This window comes from Curtobacterium sp. PhB137 (assembly GCF_003814955.1).
In the GTDB taxonomy this organism is placed as follows: domain Bacteria; phylum Actinomycetota; class Actinomycetes; order Actinomycetales; family Microbacteriaceae; genus Curtobacterium.
Window position 1 is genome coordinate 105,739 of sequence record NZ_RKQO01000008.1, and the last position, 15,819, is coordinate 121,557.

Sequence of the window (15,819 nt, forward strand, 5' to 3'; positions counted from 1 at the left end):
TTGGTGGATCTGAGGGGACTCGAACCCCTGACCCCCTGCATGCCATGCAGGTGCGCTACCAGCTGCGCCACAGACCCAGATTGTGTTGCTTCCGTGCCGACCGGTTCCCCGGAGGCACCATAGAAGCGTACACCATGCGAACGCCGGGCAACGAAATCGAAGCCGTCACCCGGGCGCGTCGCTGATCAGGCGGTGTGGTCCACCGGGAGCTCGAGCGGGATGGTCGGGCAGTCTGCCCAGAGCCGCTCGAGCGAGTAGTACTGACGGTCCTCGTCGTGGAAGACGTGCACCACGATGTCGCCGACGTCGATGAGGACCCAGCGGCCCTCGCTCCGGCCTTCGCGGCGGAGGGTCTTGGCGCCGAGCTCGAGGAGGCGCTCCTCGACCGCATCGGCGATGGACTGCACGTTGCGCTCGTTCCGACCGGTTGCGAGCAGGAACACGTCCGTGAGCTGCAACGGCCCGGTCACATCGAGCGCGACGAGGTCCTCGGCCTGCTTGGCGTCCGCCGCGAGAGCGGCGGCCTGCACGAGTTCCAGTGCGCGAGTGGAGGCGGTCACGGATTCCTTCCGGTCGTCGACCCGGCAGGGAGCCGGATCGCTTGATGGGTCACGATCATAAGCCACCCCGCCGACGCACGGCCAGGCCGCGGCCGACGCGGGTGTCGGGATCGGTGGTTCGGGTCGGGGCGTCAGCCGCCGAAGGTGTGGGTCGTGACGAGCGCGACGATGATGACCGCGGCAGCGGCGACACCGACGGCGCCGACCGTGACGCCGAGGATGAGCGGCGTGCGCGACTCCTTCGGCTTCGCGGCGGCGAGGACGACCTGGCGGGTCGAGGTGTGGCTGGACACCGCGCGGCTGGCGCGCACCGGGCTGGCGTCGGTCTCCGGCTGCTCGTCGTGCTGCTCGAGCAAGCGGTCGACCTCGGCACCGTCGATCGGTCGGTGCGACCCCGTCGAGGACAACGACGCGGGCAGGTCGATGGACCCGGTGAGGATCACCTCGCCCGTCGCGTTCAGTGCCCCGGTCGGGTCGGCGAGGGCCGAGTTCGGCAGGATGATCGCATTGGTGTCGGTCACCGCGATCCGGCGGGTGCCGGTCGAGTCGTCGTGCACCTCGGCGTCGTTCGAGCCGTGCGCCTGCTGCGACCAGTGCCCGACGGGCGGCTCGAAGGCCGTCGTCATCGGCTTCGGCTCGGCCGGCCGCTGGAAGGACGCGGGGACCTTCGGGGGCTCGGTCCGTGCGGGCTCCGGGATCGGGACCTCGTTGGTGTCGTCGTCCTCGGGGTCGAGGGACAACGGGAACACCGCCGGGGTCGACGGAGCACCGTCCGGGATCCCCGGGAGCGGCGTGGCCGAGGGGTGCTCGGGCGCAGCGACGTCGACCGGTGCGACGGCGTCGGCCTGCGTCTCGTCGGCACCCGTCTCGTCGGCACCCGTCTCGTCGGTGCCCGTCTCGTCGGTGCCCGTCTCGTCGGTGCCCGTCTCGTCGGTGCCCGTCTGGTCGCTGGACGTCCCTGCGGGAGCCTCGTCCGCGGCCCCGGCTTCGGGCTGTGCTTCGGAAGCGTCGTCGGCGGGCGGCGACCAGGTCGACCGGTGGCGCCGGGGCTCCTCGGCGTGCGCAGCTGCTTCGTCGAGCGGCTCGATGGCGTCGGGCGACCCGTCCGCCTCGGTGGCCTGGGCGACCGCTGCCTCGTCGAGCACCGTGGGGGTCTCGGAACCGGACGGCTCGTCCGCGGCGCGCGGGGCCGAGGTCGGCTCGATGGTGTCGACCGAGCCGAGGACGTCCTCGACGGTGCGGTCGGAGGACTGCGGCGTGGGGTTCTGCAGCGGGACCGGCAGGACCGCCTGGTTCTCGGCGGCGCGCTGCTGGCGGATCTGGCGGCGGGTCAGACCACCGCTGCCGGGCACGATCTCGGTCGCCGAGGCGGGCGGGAACGGCGACACCCCGGCTGCAGGGACGGAGGTCACCGGCACGGAGGGCGCCGAGGCCGGCGTGCCCGTCGGTGCCGGCGTGCCCGTCGGTGCCGACGTGCCCGTCGCGGCGGACGCCGGAGCGGAGGACTGGGCCGGACCGCCGGGAGCGGGTGCCACGTGCGAACCGGGCCGAGGACGGGGTTCCGTCGACTCGGCGGGTGCGGCGACGGTCGGCGGCGGCGTCGCGGGCTGCGAACCGGCTGCTGCGGCACGCTCCCGCTCGCGCGCCTGGCGCCGCGACAGGGGCGGCTGCGCGTCGGACGAACTCATGCAACGCTCCGATACAGGTGGTGCTTGGAGATGTACTGGACGACCCCGTCGGGGACCAGGTACCAGACGGGGGAACCACGTCTCACCCGGTCGCGGCAGTCGGTCGACGAGATGGCCAGTGCGGGGACTTCGAGCAAGCTTACGTCTCGCTCGGGGAGTCCGCTGATGCTCAGGTCGTGTCCCGGACGCGTCACGGCGACGAAGTGCGCGAGGTCCCAAAGACCATCATGGTCTTTCCAGTCGACAATCTGCTGAACGGCGTCTGCGCCCGAGATGAAGACGAGCTGCGCGTCGGGCCGCTGTTCGTGCAGGTCGCGGAGCGTGTCGACCGTGTACGTCGGGCCGGGGCGGTCGATGTCGACGCGGCTCACCGTGAACATCGGGTTGGACGCGGTCGCGATGACCGTCATCAGGTAGCGGTGCTCGGCATCCGTGACGCCGGACTTCATGTACGGCTGACCGGTGGGGACGAACACGACCTCGTCCAGGTCGAACGCCCGAGCGACCTCGGACGCCGCGACGAGGTGACCGTGGTGGATGGGGTCGAACGTGCCGCCCATCACCCCGATGCGCGGTCGTCCGGTGCTCTCGAGCATCGGGTGCAGATCAGCTCTTGGTGTGACCGAACTCGTCGACACCCGTCTCGTGGTGGCGGGTGGCCTCGAACTTCTGCGAGTGGCGGTAAGCCACGTCGCGGAAGCTCCAGGTGACGAAGCCCAGGAAGATGAAGAACAGCGCGCCGACGAGCGGGAACACGAACGCCGGGGCCCCGGAGGCGTGCTCCGCAGCTTCTGCGAGGAAGGTCATCGTTCGGTGCTCCGTTCGGTCGGGGAAAGACGCCGTTCAGTCTAGCCGCGGATCTGGCCGTTCCCGCGCACGATCCACTTGGTGCTCGTGAGCTCCGGCAGCCCCATCGGGCCACGCGCGTGCAGCTTCTGCGTCGAGATGCCCACCTCGGCGCCGAAGCCGAACTCCCCGCCGTCGGTGAAGCGCGTCGACGCGTTCACCATCACGACCGCCGAGTCGACCGTCGCCAGGAACCGTTCGGCCGTGTCGACGTCGTTCGTGACGATCGACTCGGTGTGGTGGGTGGACCAGCGCGCGATGTGCGCCATCGCGGCGTCGACGTCCGGCACGACGCGGATGGACAGGTCGAGGTCCATCGACTCGGTCGCCCAGTCCTCGTCGGTGGCGCGCAGCACGCCCGGCACGATCGCCCGCGTGGCGTCGTCGCCACGCAGCGTGACACCGGAGGCACGGAGCCGGTCCGCGAGCACGGGCAGCAGCCGCTCGGCCGCCTGCTCGTGCACCAGGAGGGTCTCGAGGGCGTTGCAGACGCTCGGCCGCTGCACCTTGCTGTTCAGGACGATGTCGACGGCGCGCTGCTCGGGGGCCGACGCGTCGAGGAACACGTGCACCACGCCGGCACCGGTCTCGATCACGGGGACCTGCGACTCGGTGACGACGGTCTGGATGAGCGAGGCGCTGCCGCGCGGGATGAGCACGTCGACCAGGCCGCGGGCGCGCATGAGCTCGGTGGCGCCGGCACGGCCGAACTCGTCGATGGTCTGCACGAGCTCGCGCGGCAGGCCGACCGACTCGACGGCGTCCTGGATGCGGGCCACGAGCACGGCGTTCGTCCGCTGGGCCGCCGACCCCCCGCGGAGCACGACCGCGTTGCCGGACTTCAGCGCGAGCGAGGCGATGTCGACCGTGACGTTCGGTCGTGCCTCGTAGATGGCGCCGACGACCCCGAACGGCACCCGCACCTGGGTGAGCTGCAGGCCGTTCGGCAGCGACGAGCCCCGCAGGTGCTCCCCCACCGGGTCCTGCAGGCCGACGACGTCCTCGACCGCGGTGGCCAGCGCCTCGATGCGGGCGGGGTCGAGCCGGAGTCGGTCGACGAGACCGGAGGACAGGCCGCTCTCCTCGCCCGCCACCAGGTCACCGTGGTTCGCGGCGACGATCTCGTCGGTGGCGGCGCGGACCCCGGCGGCGATCGCCACCAGGGCGGCGTCCTTGACCGCCGTCGTCGCGGTCGCCAGCGCCGACGAGGCGGTGCGGGCAGCCACGAGCGTGTCGGTCAGGGTCGGGGCGGGCGCGATCGACGACATGGACCGATTCTAGGTCCGCTCGTCGGCCCGTGACGGGCCTGACGCCGTCTCGCCGGCCGACCGGTCACGACACGTTGCACCACGACCGCCGAGCGGTCGCACCGCGTCGCTCCGCGCCGACCCCGTCGACCGGTCACGACCGTTCGACACGGTCCGTCGGTGCGTCGTGACCGCCTGGAGGCCCGGCACCGGTCCCCGGGACCCGCGCCGGGCCTCCAGGCGGTCGCGTTCACCACGCCGACCGGTCACGACACGTCGTCCTGCGCCACGCGAGCGGGTCGCCGACCGTCGCTCCGCGACCCCGTGTCAGGGACGCGGCGCGGCGTGGAACCAGGTGCCGACGTGCTCGCCCGACAGGGCGCGGTCGACGAGGGCCGTGGCGGTCACCAGGACCGACGTGCCTGCCTCGGCCGCGAGCCGTGCAGCCGCGACCTTGGTGCCTGCTCCCCCGGTCCCCACGCCGGACTTGCCGACGGAGCCGAAGGTGACGCCGGCGAGCTCGTCGCCGAACGGTACCTCGTCGATGCGCTCGGCGCCGGGCTGCTCCGGCGGCTTCGTGTACAGGGCCTCGACGTCGGACAGCAGCACCAGGGCGTCGGCACCGAGCAGCCGCGCCACCAGGGCGGCGAGCCGGTCGTTGTCACCGAAGCGGATCTCGTGCGTGGCGACCGTGTCGTTCTCGTTCACGATCGGCAGCACCCGCAGGGCGAGCAGCCGGTCGATGGCGCGCTGCGCGTTGACCCGGTGCGTGGGGTTCTGCAGGTCGCCGGCGGTCAGCAGGATCTGCGCCGCGACGACCCGGTGCCGGTCGAGTTCCTTCTGGTACCGGAACATCAGGACGTTCTGGCCGGTGGCCGCCGCCGCCTGCTGCGTGGCGAGGTCGTCGGGACGGCCCTCGAGCCCGAGGAACGGGAACCCGGTCGCGATCGCACCGGACGACACGAGCACGACCTCGGTGCCACGGCCGTAGGCGCTGGCCAGGGCGTCCACCAGCGGACCGATCTGGCCGGCGGCGTCACCGCTGACCGAGGACGAGCCGACCTTGACCACGATCCGCCGCGCACGCGGGATGTCCTCTCGCCGGGTGACGGGTCCGAGGTCGGTGCGGGCGGTCGTGTCGGTCATGCCGCGGTCAGTCCTTCTGGTCGCTGGTCTCGAAGTCGCCGGCCTCGACTCCGCCGGTCTCGGGGTCGCCGGTCTCGAGGTCGTCGCTGGTGACGACCTCGTCGTTCACCCAGAGGCCGGAGACACGCTCCTGCTCGAGCTCGGCACGGGCGGCCGCCTTGGCGTCCATCCGCTCGAAGTACTCCTCGCGCCGCTCGTTGCGGGTCGGACGCGAGGTCGCACCGATGCGGGCGTCGGTCCCGCGCGCGCTCGTGATGAGCTCCGCGGTGGACGTGAGCGTCGGCTCCCAGTCGAAGACCATGCCGCCGTCGCCACCGATCACGACGGTCGAACCGGCGACCGCGCCGGCCTTGAACAAGCCGTCCTCGACGCCGAGCTTCGCGAGCCGATCGGCCAGGAAGCCGATCGCCTCTTCGTTGGTGAAGTCGGTCTGCTGGATCCAGCGCTCCGGCTTCGCGCCGCGGACGCGGAAGAAGCGGTGCTCCTCGCCGCCCTCGGCACGGACCGTGAAGCCCTGGTCGTTGACGGCACGGGGGCGGATGACGATGCGCTCGACGACGGGCTCGGCCGCGCGCTTGGCACGACCCTGCTCGACGACCTCGGCCAACGCGAAGGTCAGCTCACGCAGACCCTTGTGCGACGCCGTGGAGATCGGGAACACGCGGTAGCCGCGGCCCTCGAGCTCGGCGGTGACGAACTCGGCGAGCTCGGCGGCGTCCGGCACGTCGATCTTGTTGAGCGCGATGAGCTGCGGACGCTCGAGCAGCGGCACCTGGCCCTCGGGGACCGGGTAGCGCTCGAGCTCGCCGAGGATGACGTCGAGGTCGCTGATCGGGTCGCGGCCCGGGTCCATCGTCGCGCAGTCGATGACGTGCAGCAGGGCTTCGCAGCGCTCGACGTGCCGCAGGAACTCGAGGCCGAGGCCCTTGCCCTCGGACGCGCCCTCGATCAGCCCGGGGACGTCCGCGACCGTGAAGCGGCTCTCGCCCGACTCGACGACGCCGAGGTTCGGGGTGAGCGTGGTGAAGGGGTAGTCGGCGATCTTCGGCTTCGCGGCCGAGATCGCGGCGATGAGCGAGGACTTGCCGGCACTCGGGAACCCGACGAGGGCGACGTCGGCGATGGTCTTCAGCTCGAGGCTGATGTCACCCGCCCAACCCTCGGTGCCGAGGAGCGCGAAGCCGGGGGCCTTGCGCTTGGTGGTGGAGAGCGCCGCGTTGCCGAGGCCGCCCTGGCCACCGGGAGCCACGACGACGCGCATGCCGGGCTCGGTCAGGTCGGCGATGACCTCGCCGGCCTCGTCGTACACGACGGTGCCGATCGGGAGCGGGAGCTCCTGGACCTCGCCGCTGACGCCGCTGCGGTGGTCGCCCATGCCCGGCTGCCCGTTCTTGGACGAACGGTGCGGGGAGCGGTGGTAGCCGAGCAACGTGGTGACCTGCGGGTCGGCCACGAGCACGATGTCGCCGCCGTCACCGCCGTTGCCGCCGTCGGGCCCGGCGAGGGGCTTGAACTTCTCACGGCGGACCGAGACGCAACCGTTGCCGCCCTTCCCCGCGCTGAGGTGCAGGGTCACGCGGTCGACGAAGGTCGCCATGGTTCCACTCCTGGAAGATCGTTGCGCCGACGTGATCCGTCAGCGCGTTGTGCCGACGTGATCCGTCGGCGCGTTGTGCCGACGTGATCCGTCGGCGGGAAAAGCGAAGGAGGGGCGGGCACTCGGCCCGCCCCTCCCGCTGAAGCTGATCGTCGCGACTACGCGTTGACGATGTTGATGACCTTGCGGCCACCCTTGGTGCCGAACTCGACCGAACCGGCCGAGAGGGCGAACAGCGTGTCGTCGCCACCGCGGCCGACGTTGGCGCCCGGGTGGAAGTGGGTGCCACGCTGGCGGATGATGATCTCGCCGGCGTTGACGACCTCGCCACCGAAGCGCTTCACGCCGAGGCGCTGTGCGTTCGAGTCACGACCGTTGCGAGTGGAACTCGCACCCTTCTTGTGTGCCATGAGCTGACTCCCTTACGCGATCTTGGTGATCTTGACGCGGGTCAGTTCAGCGCGGAAACCCTGGCGCTTCTTGTACCCGGTCTTGTTCTTGAACTTCTGGATGATGACCTTCGGACCGCGCAGGTCGTCGAGCACCTCGGCGGTGACGGTCACGTTGACGAGCTCGGAAGCCGCCGACGTGATCTTGTCACCGTCAACGAGGAGCACGGGGGCGAGGTCGATGTTGCCCTTGTCGTCCGCCTTGACACGGTCGACGGTCAGGATGGTGCCGACCTCGACCTTTTCCTGACGGCCGCCGGCGCGCACTACTGCGTAAACCACGTGGAAATCCTTACGTAACTCTGCTTGAGGGAAGTCTCGGGTGCCCACTTCTGCACGAGCGGCTCCCGGAAGGCCGGGCCCGATCGGCGACGCAGGCAGAACGGCCCGCTGACACCAGGGATCGAGAATACTCGATCCCCATGGGTCCGGTCAAACGGCGACACACGTACGATTGCACGGTGACCGTGTTGATCGACCCACCGACGTGGCCCGCTCACGACACTCTGTGGTCGCACCTCGTCAGTGATGAATCCTACGCGGAACTCCACGCGTTCGCTGCACGCGCCGGTGTGCCGCGTCGTGCGTTCGACCACGACCACTACGACGTGCCGCTCGCGAAGTACGACGAACTGGTCGCCGCGGGGGCCTCTGCGGTGTCCGGTCGGGAGCTCGTGCTGCGGCTCATCCGCAGCGGCCTGCGTGTGGCGCAGCGCGACAAGCGCGCCCACTGACGCGCCGCGCACGTGCGTCCGGCACGCACGGTGCGAGGTTCTGGACTCGGTGCGGGGCACGCCGGCTCGCACGGTGCCTGCAACCGCGCACGGTGCGGACGGGAGGCCCGGCGCACCCCCGCCACGTCCGTCCTGTCGCATGGTGCGCGGCCGCGTCTCGGGCACGTGCGCACCGTGCGAGGTTGCCCACAGCGTGCGAGGTCAGCGGCACGGTGCGTCGCCAGAGGCTCGCACCGTGCCGCGGCCGCTGCACCGCCCGGTGAACCTCGCACGGTGCAGCGACAGGCGGACGCCGCACCGCGCAGGACCGCGGTCGCGGCTCGGGCACGTGCGCACGGTGCGAGGTTGGCCACACGGTGCGAGGTACGAAGGCCGCACGATGTGGTCAACCTCGCACCGTGCAGCGCCCACACGACCGCCCACACGACCGCACGAGCGACGAAGCGAGGTCAGCGCGGCGCTGGACCGCCCCAGGGGGCTGCCGGCGGCTGCTGCTGGTCCGGACGGGGCTGTGCGCCGTACTGGCCGCCGTACTGCCCGTGGGGGTCCGGCTGGACCAGACCCTGTCCGTACGGGCCCTGTTGCGGCTGCTGCGGCCCCGGCTGCACGGTCGCGGGCGGGACGGCGTCGGCAGGCCGCACCGTCCCCGGCAGGCCGGACGTCGGCGCTGCGCCACGGTTCCGTCGCGGGCGCCCGAGCCACAGCCACGCCGCGGTCGCGCTCGCCAGGAGCATCACCGTGAACGGCACGCCGTTGCGGAGCGGGTTCGTGACGACGTCGATCACGAGTCGGGAACCGCCCGAGGTGATCGCGCCGAACGCCCCCGTGAAGACACCGACGAGCGCGAGGGCGATCGTCCCGGCAGCCCCGGCGAGCACGGCGCGGAGCAGCACGGTCGGCAGCGGGCTGCGGCGGGCGATCGGCGTCAGGAACGCCAGCGCCAGGAACGCCCCCGCGTAGAACGGGAACGGCGCCAGGAACACCGAGGCGATGAAGCTGCCGACCAGGCTTGCACCCGCGCCGTAGTGCGCGAACGGGCTGACGACGAGCGACGTCCCGATGAGCCCGACGATGCCGGACACGAACTCGACCAGCACGAGGGACACCACGGCGATGAGCGCCCCGGCGGTGTTGTTCACCGAGGCGCCTGGCGCGAAGGCCCGACGTGGATCAGCCGGTGCACGCGGCGGTCGCGGCGGGGCGTAGGGCACCCCGGCAGCGGGCTGGACGCCGTGCGGCGGCTGCCCGCCAGGCTGCCCGCCGTACGGCGGCGCGGAACCGCCGGCTCCCCCGGGTCCGGGAGGTGCGGGCTGCTGCCAGCCCGCACCGTAGTACCCACGATCCTGCTGCGGGTCACCGGGGTTCGTCACGCTCAGTTCCCCAGGATGACGGAGCCGTCGGTGTCCTCGCCGGCTGCACCCTCGGTCGTGGCCGGGGCACTGATGCTCGGCGACGACACCCGGCGGGACCGCGAACGGCCCTGACCCGGCTGCTTCGGCTCGGGCAGCGCCTGGAGCACGGAGTCCAACAGCGACTCGGCGTCCGGGGCGACCTGACGCGGCTCGCGCTTCGGGGCGGCGTTGAGCGGGATGTCCAGGATCGCGACCGTGTTGTCGGTCGGGGTCACCGTCGCGCTGGAGCTGACCCGACGGCGGGCCGGGGCCTTGGCCTTCGGCTCGGCGGCAGGAGCAGCAGCCTCGGCGACCGCCTGCTTCGGCGCAGCCTGCTTCGGCTGGTCGCGCTTCGGCTCGGCCTGCTTCGGCTCGACAGCGGCCTCCGCCTCGACTGCGACGGGCGCCGACTCGGCGACCTCGGTGGCCTCGGTCGCGGCAGCGTTCGACTGCTCACCGCTCCGTCCACCACGGCCGCCACGGCGCCGACGCTTCGACCCGGTGGGCTGTTCGCCCGCTCCGGAGTCGTCGGACGCGGACGTCGCCGCGGGGACGTCGGCCGAGGTCGGTGCCTCCGCCGAGGTCGGCGATGCCGGTGAGTCCTCGTGCGGGATCGTCGAGGCGGCGATCCGCGACAGCGCACTCTTCACGTCGTCGGTGATCTGGTGCGCCTGGCTCGACTGCCCGTTCGACGAACCGGAACCCGAGCCACCGCCGGAGTTGCCCCCGCCGTTGCCGTGCCCGTTGCCACCGTTGCCGTTGCTGCCGTTGCCACCGGCACCGCTGCGTCCCTTGCGACGCCCCTTGCTCGGGCCAGGGTCGGCGTTGTTGTCGTTGACCTTCGCGTTGACCTCGTCGAGCGACTCGCGCAGGCCGACGCCGATTTTCTTGCGGGTCATCTGCACGAGGCCGAGCGAGGTGACCTCGGCGACCTGGTGCTTCGTGCGGTCGCGGCTCAGGCACTCGATCAGGCGACGGAGCACGAGGTCGCGGTTCTCCTCGAGCACCATGTCGATGAAGTCGACGACGATGATGCCGCCGATGTCGCGCAGGCGGAGCTGGCGGACGAGTTCCTCGGCGGCCTCGAGGTTGTTCTTCGTGACGGTCTCCTCGAGGTTGCCCCCGGAGCCGACGAACTTGCCCGTGTTGACGTCGACGACCGTCATGGCCTCGGTGCGGTCGATGACGAGCGAACCACCGGAGGGCAGCCAGACCTTGCGGTCGAGCGCCTTGTCGATCTGCTCGTTCAGGCGGTACTCCTCGAAGGAGTCCGGGCCCTCGTAGCGGACGACGCGGTCCTTCAGGTCGGGCGCGACGGCCGACAGGTACTCGTCGATGGTGCCGCCGGCGGCCTCGCCGTCGATGATGAGCTTCGTGAAGTCCTCGTTGAAGACGTCACGCACGATCTTGACGAGCAGGTCCGGCTCCGAGTGCAACATCACCGGGGCCTGGCCACCGGCGATCTTCTTCTGGATGGCCTCCCACTGGCTGGTCAGGCGCTGCACGTCGCGGGTGAGCTGCTCCTCCGTCGCACCTTCGGCAGCGGTGCGCACGATGACGCCCGCGTGCTCCGGCAGGACCTCCTTGAGGATCTTCTTCAGGCGCGCACGCTCGGTGTCGGGCAGCTTGCGGGAGATCCCGTTCATCGAGCCGTTCGGCACGTAGACCAGGTACCGACCGGGCAGCGAGACCTGGCTGGTCAGACGGGCACCCTTGTGGCCGACGGGGTCCTTCGTGACCTGCACCAGGACCTTGTCGCCCGGCTTGAGCGCGGCCTCGATGCGACGGCCGTGGCTGGTGTCGACCGAGTTCCAGTCGACCTCGCCGGCGTACAGCACGGCGTTGCGGCCGCGGCCGATGTCGACGAAGGCGGCCTCCATCGAGGGCAGTACGTTCTGCACCTTGCCGAGGTACACGTTGCCGATCAGCGACACGTTCTCGGACTTGGTGATGTAGTGCTCGGCGAGGATGCCGTCCTCGAGCACGCCGATCTCGATGGTCGACGAGCTGGAGCGCACGATCATCTGGCGGTCGACGCTCTCGCGGCGGGCGAGGAACTCGTCCTCGCTCACGACCTGGCGGCGGCGTCCGGCGTCACGGCCGTCGCGACGGCGCTGCTTCTTCGCCTCGAGCCGGGTCGAGCCCTTGATGCGCTGCGGCTCGGTGATGAGCTCGGGCTCGCGGCGGCGGGGCTCCTGGTTGTCGCGCGGCTCGCGCGGCGCACGGGCCTCGCGGTCGGCGCTGCTCCCCCGACGACGCGAGCGCCGGCGGGATCCGCCCTGCTCCTCGCGGTCCTCGGAGTCGTACCGGTCATCGCGGTCGAACCGGTCCTCGCGCTCGGATCGCTCGGAGCGGTCGGAGCGGTCGTAGCGGTCGTCTCGGTCGTCCTCGTCGCGTTCGTACCGCGCGGCACGGCGCGGCAGCTCCGGCAGGACGGGGGCGTGGAAGATCAGGCTGAGCGTGCTCGTCGCCTTCGGGACGAACGGCTCGGCTGGGGCGGCGGGTTCGCTCGCCTCGGCCGTCGGCTCGGTCTCGGTCGGACGGGAGGCACCACTCGGCTCCGCCACGTCGGCTGCGGGCTCGGTCGGCTCGGCCGTGACCACCGGCAGGTCGCCGGTCAGCGTGCTCACGTCGTCCGGCTCGGCGCTCTGCGCGGAGACGGCCTCGACCGCGACGGACACGGCTTCTGCCCGTGCCCCGTCCGCCGGTGCCCCGTCCGTCAGCGCGAGGGGCTCGTCGACGGCCGGCACCTGCACGGCGTCGGCCGTGACCTGCTGGCCGGACGACCGGGCGCGGCGTCCGCCGAACAGGCGGGTCCGACGCTTCGGGGCGTTCTCGTCGTTGGTCGTGTTGTCGTTGTTCTGCTCCACCATGGACTGGCGCACTCCTCGGCCCCACTCGCACCCTCGTCAGGCGGCGGGAATTCTTTGGTTGTGGCGGTGGCGTCGACGCCCCGCGCTCGCTGTCTTCGTGATCGGTCTGCGTCAACTTCTCGTTGCGTCCGCTGCCGTTCCGGTCCGGGCACCCGGCCCGGGTCGGCTCGGCGTCGGAGTGACGCTGTCCCGACCACGGTGCGCTCTCACCGCACCTGATCGTCCGGACACTGCCCCGTGGGGCACTGCCCGGAAAGCTCTCTTCGGTCTGCGGTTGCCCGCACGACCTCCGGCCAGTATCGCACGCCGCTCCCGGAAAGGACCGGAAGCCGCATGCGATGATGACGGCGTGAGCACGTCAGCGCCTGCCCCCCGTCGTCCGATCGCGATGGCCGTCTTCCTCTTGATCACCGGGTTCGTCGGCCTGTACGGGTCCTTCTCCCTGGTGCTCGACGAGTTCAAGAAGTACGCCGACCCCGACACGGTGCTCTCGTGCGACGTGAACCCGTTCATCAGCTGCTCGGACGTGATGGCGAGCTGGCAGGGCCACTTGTTCGGGTTCCCGAACCCACTGCTCGGCGTGATGGGCTTCGTGGCGCCGATCGCCGTCGCGGTGATGATGCTCGCGGGCTTCCGCAACGGTTCGCGGTGGTTCTGGATCGCGTTCAACGCCGGCGTGTTCCTGGCGTGGGTCTTCGTGACGTGGCTCTTCACCCAGACCGTCTGGTTCATCGGCGCGCTGTGCCCGTGGTGCATGCTCGTGTGGTCGATGACGATCCCGATGTTCTGGGTGTTCACGATCTGGAACGCCGCGCAGGGCCGCTTCGGTGCCCGCACCCAGCGGGTCGGCCGGGCACTGCTCCCGTTCTGCTGGGCGTTCCCGCTGGCGAACTACCTGTTCATCATCGTGACGATCATCATCAAGTTCCCGACCATCCTGACGGTCTTCTGATCCACCGCTGGGCGTCCCCGATGCGGCGCCCATGATGCATCGATGACGCGTCACCGAATTCCTGGGGGCTTCCCAGGCAGGACGCCCGATCGATCTCCGGGCAGCACCTACGCTCGATCTCGATGAGCGAGAACGAGAGCAAGAAGGTCCGTCGCGACGCCGCCCGAGAGCGCGCTCGCGAAGCCCGGGTGCAGGAGCAGGCGCGACGTCGCCGCAACAAGACGCTCGGGATCAGCGGCATCATCGTCGGCAGCTTGGCGGTCGTCGCCGTGGTCGTCCTGGTGATCGCGAACTCGGTGCAACCCGCGGGGCCCGGGCCGCGGAACATGGCGAGCGACGGCATCCTGTTCACCGGCCAGAGCGGCGAGATCGTGCCCGTCGAGACCAAGGCGACACCCGACGGTGGGACCCCGACGGCGACGGAGCAGGACGACTCGGTGGCGAACATCACCGTGTACTCGGACTACATGTGCCCGTACTGCAACCAGTTCGAGACGGCGCAGATGGACCAGATCGAGCAGTGGGTGAAGGCCGGGTCCGCGACGCTCGAACTGCACCCGTTCAACCTGCTCGACCGGGTGTCGCTCGGGTCGAAGTACTCCACCCGCTCCGCCGCCGCGGCCGCCTGTGTCGCGGACTACGACCCCGACGCGTTCCTGTCGTACAACACGTCGCTCTACGAGAACCAGCCGTCCGAGAGCACCAAGGGCCTGACGAACGACGAGCTGGCGTCCCTGGCGAAGGACGCCGGCGCGACGAACAGCAAGGTCACCTCGTGCATCACCGGGCAGCACTTCGCCGGGTGGGTCGCCGACGCCACGAACCGGGTGATGAACGACCCGATCCCGAACTCGTCACTCGACAAGGTGACGAGCACCCCGACGATCATCGTGAACGGCAAGCAGTTCACCGGCTCCCTGACCGACACCGACGCCTTCGCGTCGTTCGTCGAGCAGAACGGCGGCGCCGCGTAGGCACGAGGCAGCGCGACGACGAAGGCCCCCGCTTCCGGATGGAAGCGTGGGCCTTCGCTCGTGCGGGTGGTGCTACTTCGCCGCGGCGTCGATCGCGGTGATGACCGTGCTGAGGTCGTCGAGACGCTTGCCGTTGACGACCACGGTCGGCGTGCCGAAGCCCTGCGTGCCCTGCAGCGCCTCGTCCGCGGTGACGAGCTTCGTGGACTTGGTCACCCAGCCCTTGAACTGCTCGGTCGACAGGCACTCGGAGACGTTCGACCCGGTCGCGCCGCCCGCCTGCACGAGCTTCGCGATCTCGGCGTTCGTCAGGCCCGAGGTGCCCTCGGTGGGCTGGTTGTCGAAGAACTGCGTCTGGACGTCCAGGAACTTGTCCGGCGCGTAGTTCGCGACGCACATCGCGGCGTTCGCGGCCCGGCTGGCGTAGCGCGAGCTCTGGTAGCTGCGGTCGAGGATCGACACCGGCTGGATGGCCAGCGTCGCGTCGCCCGACTTCACCTTGTCCAGGATCTGGTCGGCGTAGGCGGCCTCGAACTGCTTGCAGACCGGGCAGGCCCAGTCGACGTACTCGGTGACCGCGACCGCACCGTCGGTGTTCGACGTCGGGACTGCCGACGGGGTTCCCTTCGCGGTGACGGCCTTCGTGGTCACCGGGGTGACCTCGCCGCCCTCGCCGGTGAACTGGATCGCGCCGGTGGCCATGTTCTTCGGCCCGGCAGCGGACACGGCGGGCGCGTTGTTCACGTTCACCACGACGAGCGTGATGATCGCGGCGATCGCGATGATGCCCAGGCCGATACCGCCCTGCAGGAACCACTTGTTGCGGCGCTTGCGACGCTTCTCGGCGTCGGCGCGCTGGCGCGAGACCTCACGCGCGTGCTGACGACGCTCGTTCTTGGTGGGTCGGTCGTTGTTCGTCACGAGTCGTTCCCCCGGCGTCTCAGGCGAACCAGAGCGCGAGCTCGCGCGCCGACGACTCGGTGCTGTCCGACCCGTGCACCAGGTTCTGCTGCACCTTGAGGCCCCAGTCGCGACCGAGGTCGCCACGGATGGTGCCCGGCGCGGCGCTGGTGGGGTCGGTGGTGCCGGCGAGCGACCGGAAGCCGGCGATCACGCCGTTGCCGGCGACGCGCACGGCGACGACCGGACCGGACTGCATGAACTCGACGAGCGGCTCGAAGAACGGCTTGCCCTGGTGCTCCTCGTAGTGCGCGTCCAACAGGTCGCGCGGCGCGGTGAGCATCTTCAGGTCGACGATCTCGTAGCCCTTCGACTCGATGCGGCGGAGGATCTCACCGGTGAGCTGGCGGGCGACGCCGTCGGGCTTGACGAGGACGAGGGTCTCTTCGAGGTCGGACACGC

At 70.8% G+C, this 15,819-nt stretch carries 15 protein-coding genes, 1 tRNA gene and 1 pseudogene; 4 read left to right on the forward strand and 13 right to left on the reverse strand.

Annotated features, from left to right (window positions below; all coding sequences use genetic code 11):
• Position 1 precedes the first annotated feature (1 nt).
• Together EDF28_RS14940 and rsfS are read right to left on the reverse strand one after the other, a co-directional pair.
• A tRNA-Ala gene (locus tag EDF28_RS14940) sits at positions 2 to 77 on the reverse strand.
• 108 nt (positions 78 to 185) lie between these two features.
• Positions 186 to 560 carry a ribosome silencing factor gene (gene rsfS, locus EDF28_RS14945; RefSeq protein ID WP_111084542.1) on the reverse strand — a complete coding sequence of 125 codons (375 nt, stop codon included), beginning with the start codon at positions 558 to 560 and terminating at the stop codon, positions 186 to 188.
• A 44-nt stretch (positions 561 to 604) separates the two neighbouring features.
• Here rsfS and EDF28_RS19710 point away from each other — a divergent pair.
• Positions 605 to 1,462 (forward strand): annotated as a pseudogene (locus tag EDF28_RS19710) (hypothetical protein); the annotation flags it as partial.
• 782 nt (positions 1,463 to 2,244) lie between these two features.
• Here the strand turns inward: EDF28_RS19710 and nadD are convergent.
• From nadD to rplU, 7 genes are all read right to left on the reverse strand, one after another.
• Positions 2,245 to 2,844 (reverse strand): nicotinate-nucleotide adenylyltransferase, encoded by a 600-nt coding sequence (gene nadD, locus EDF28_RS14955; RefSeq protein WP_111084540.1) that lies wholly within the window; start codon positions 2,842 to 2,844, stop codon positions 2,245 to 2,247.
• A 10-nt stretch (positions 2,845 to 2,854) separates the two neighbouring features.
• A complete protein-coding gene (locus tag EDF28_RS14960) occupies positions 2,855 to 3,055 on the reverse strand; it encodes a hypothetical protein (protein WP_123293955.1) in 201 nt (66 codons plus the stop codon).
• A 41-nt stretch (positions 3,056 to 3,096) separates the two neighbouring features.
• On the reverse strand, positions 3,097 to 4,362 hold the full coding sequence (locus EDF28_RS14965) for a glutamate-5-semialdehyde dehydrogenase (protein ID WP_123938840.1): 1,266 nt from the start codon (positions 4,360 to 4,362) through the stop codon (positions 3,097 to 3,099).
• A 306-nt stretch (positions 4,363 to 4,668) separates the two neighbouring features.
• Positions 4,669 to 5,487 (reverse strand): glutamate 5-kinase, encoded by an 819-nt coding sequence (proB, locus tag EDF28_RS14970; RefSeq protein ID WP_228505024.1) that lies wholly within the window; start codon positions 5,485 to 5,487, stop codon positions 4,669 to 4,671.
• Positions 5,488 to 5,494: 7 nt separating this feature from the next.
• Positions 5,495 to 7,084 carry a GTPase ObgE gene (gene obgE / locus EDF28_RS14975; protein ID WP_123938841.1) on the reverse strand — a complete coding sequence of 530 codons (1,590 nt, stop codon included), beginning with the start codon at positions 7,082 to 7,084 and terminating at the stop codon, positions 5,495 to 5,497.
• Positions 7,085 to 7,242: 158 nt separating this feature from the next.
• A complete protein-coding gene (rpmA, locus tag EDF28_RS14980; protein WP_071257351.1) occupies positions 7,243 to 7,494 on the reverse strand; it encodes a 50S ribosomal protein L27 in 252 nt (83 codons plus the stop codon).
• 12 nt (positions 7,495 to 7,506) lie between these two features.
• Positions 7,507 to 7,815, reverse strand: a complete 309-nt coding sequence (rplU, locus tag EDF28_RS14985) for a 50S ribosomal protein L21 (RefSeq protein ID WP_111084536.1) — start codon at positions 7,813 to 7,815, stop codon at positions 7,507 to 7,509.
• A 179-nt stretch (positions 7,816 to 7,994) separates the two neighbouring features.
• Here rplU and EDF28_RS14990 point away from each other — a divergent pair, with 179 nt between their 5' ends.
• Positions 7,995 to 8,267: a DUF4031 domain-containing protein gene (locus tag EDF28_RS14990; protein ID WP_123313478.1), complete on the forward strand. Its 273-nt coding sequence runs from the start codon at positions 7,995 to 7,997 to the stop codon at positions 8,265 to 8,267.
• A 449-nt stretch (positions 8,268 to 8,716) separates the two neighbouring features.
• On the opposite strand, the gene EDF28_RS14995 is transcribed toward EDF28_RS14990, so the two are convergent.
• Complete coding sequence (locus EDF28_RS14995; protein ID WP_123938842.1) at positions 8,717 to 9,637, reverse strand: hypothetical protein; 921 nt, start codon at positions 9,635 to 9,637, stop codon at positions 8,717 to 8,719.
• A gap of 2 nt (positions 9,638 to 9,639) precedes the next feature.
• Positions 9,640 to 12,531, reverse strand: coding sequence for an Rne/Rng family ribonuclease (locus tag EDF28_RS15000; RefSeq protein ID WP_123938843.1), 2,892 nt, complete (start codon positions 12,529 to 12,531; stop codon positions 9,640 to 9,642).
• A 349-nt stretch (positions 12,532 to 12,880) separates the two neighbouring features.
• On the opposite strand from EDF28_RS15000, the gene EDF28_RS15005 reads away from it, so the two are divergent.
• Together EDF28_RS15005 and EDF28_RS15010 are read left to right on the forward strand one after the other, a co-directional pair.
• Complete coding sequence (locus EDF28_RS15005) at positions 12,881 to 13,483, forward strand: vitamin K epoxide reductase family protein (protein ID WP_243649877.1); 603 nt, start codon at positions 12,881 to 12,883, stop codon at positions 13,481 to 13,483.
• A 122-nt stretch (positions 13,484 to 13,605) separates the two neighbouring features.
• A complete protein-coding gene (locus EDF28_RS15010) occupies positions 13,606 to 14,457 on the forward strand; it encodes a thioredoxin domain-containing protein (protein WP_123938844.1) in 852 nt (283 codons plus the stop codon).
• Positions 14,458 to 14,529: 72 nt separating this feature from the next.
• On the opposite strand, the gene EDF28_RS15015 is transcribed toward EDF28_RS15010, so the two are convergent.
• Both EDF28_RS15015 and ndk read right to left on the reverse strand, forming a co-directional pair.
• On the reverse strand, positions 14,530 to 15,378 hold the full coding sequence (locus EDF28_RS15015; RefSeq protein WP_123938845.1) for a thioredoxin domain-containing protein: 849 nt from the start codon (positions 15,376 to 15,378) through the stop codon (positions 14,530 to 14,532).
• Positions 15,379 to 15,397: 19 nt separating this feature from the next.
• The gene (gene ndk / locus EDF28_RS15020) at positions 15,398 to 15,817 is read right to left on the reverse strand and encodes a nucleoside-diphosphate kinase (protein WP_111084529.1); all 420 of its coding nucleotides are present in this window, start codon (positions 15,815 to 15,817) and stop codon (positions 15,398 to 15,400) included.
• Positions 15,818 to 15,819: the final 2 nt, after the last annotated feature.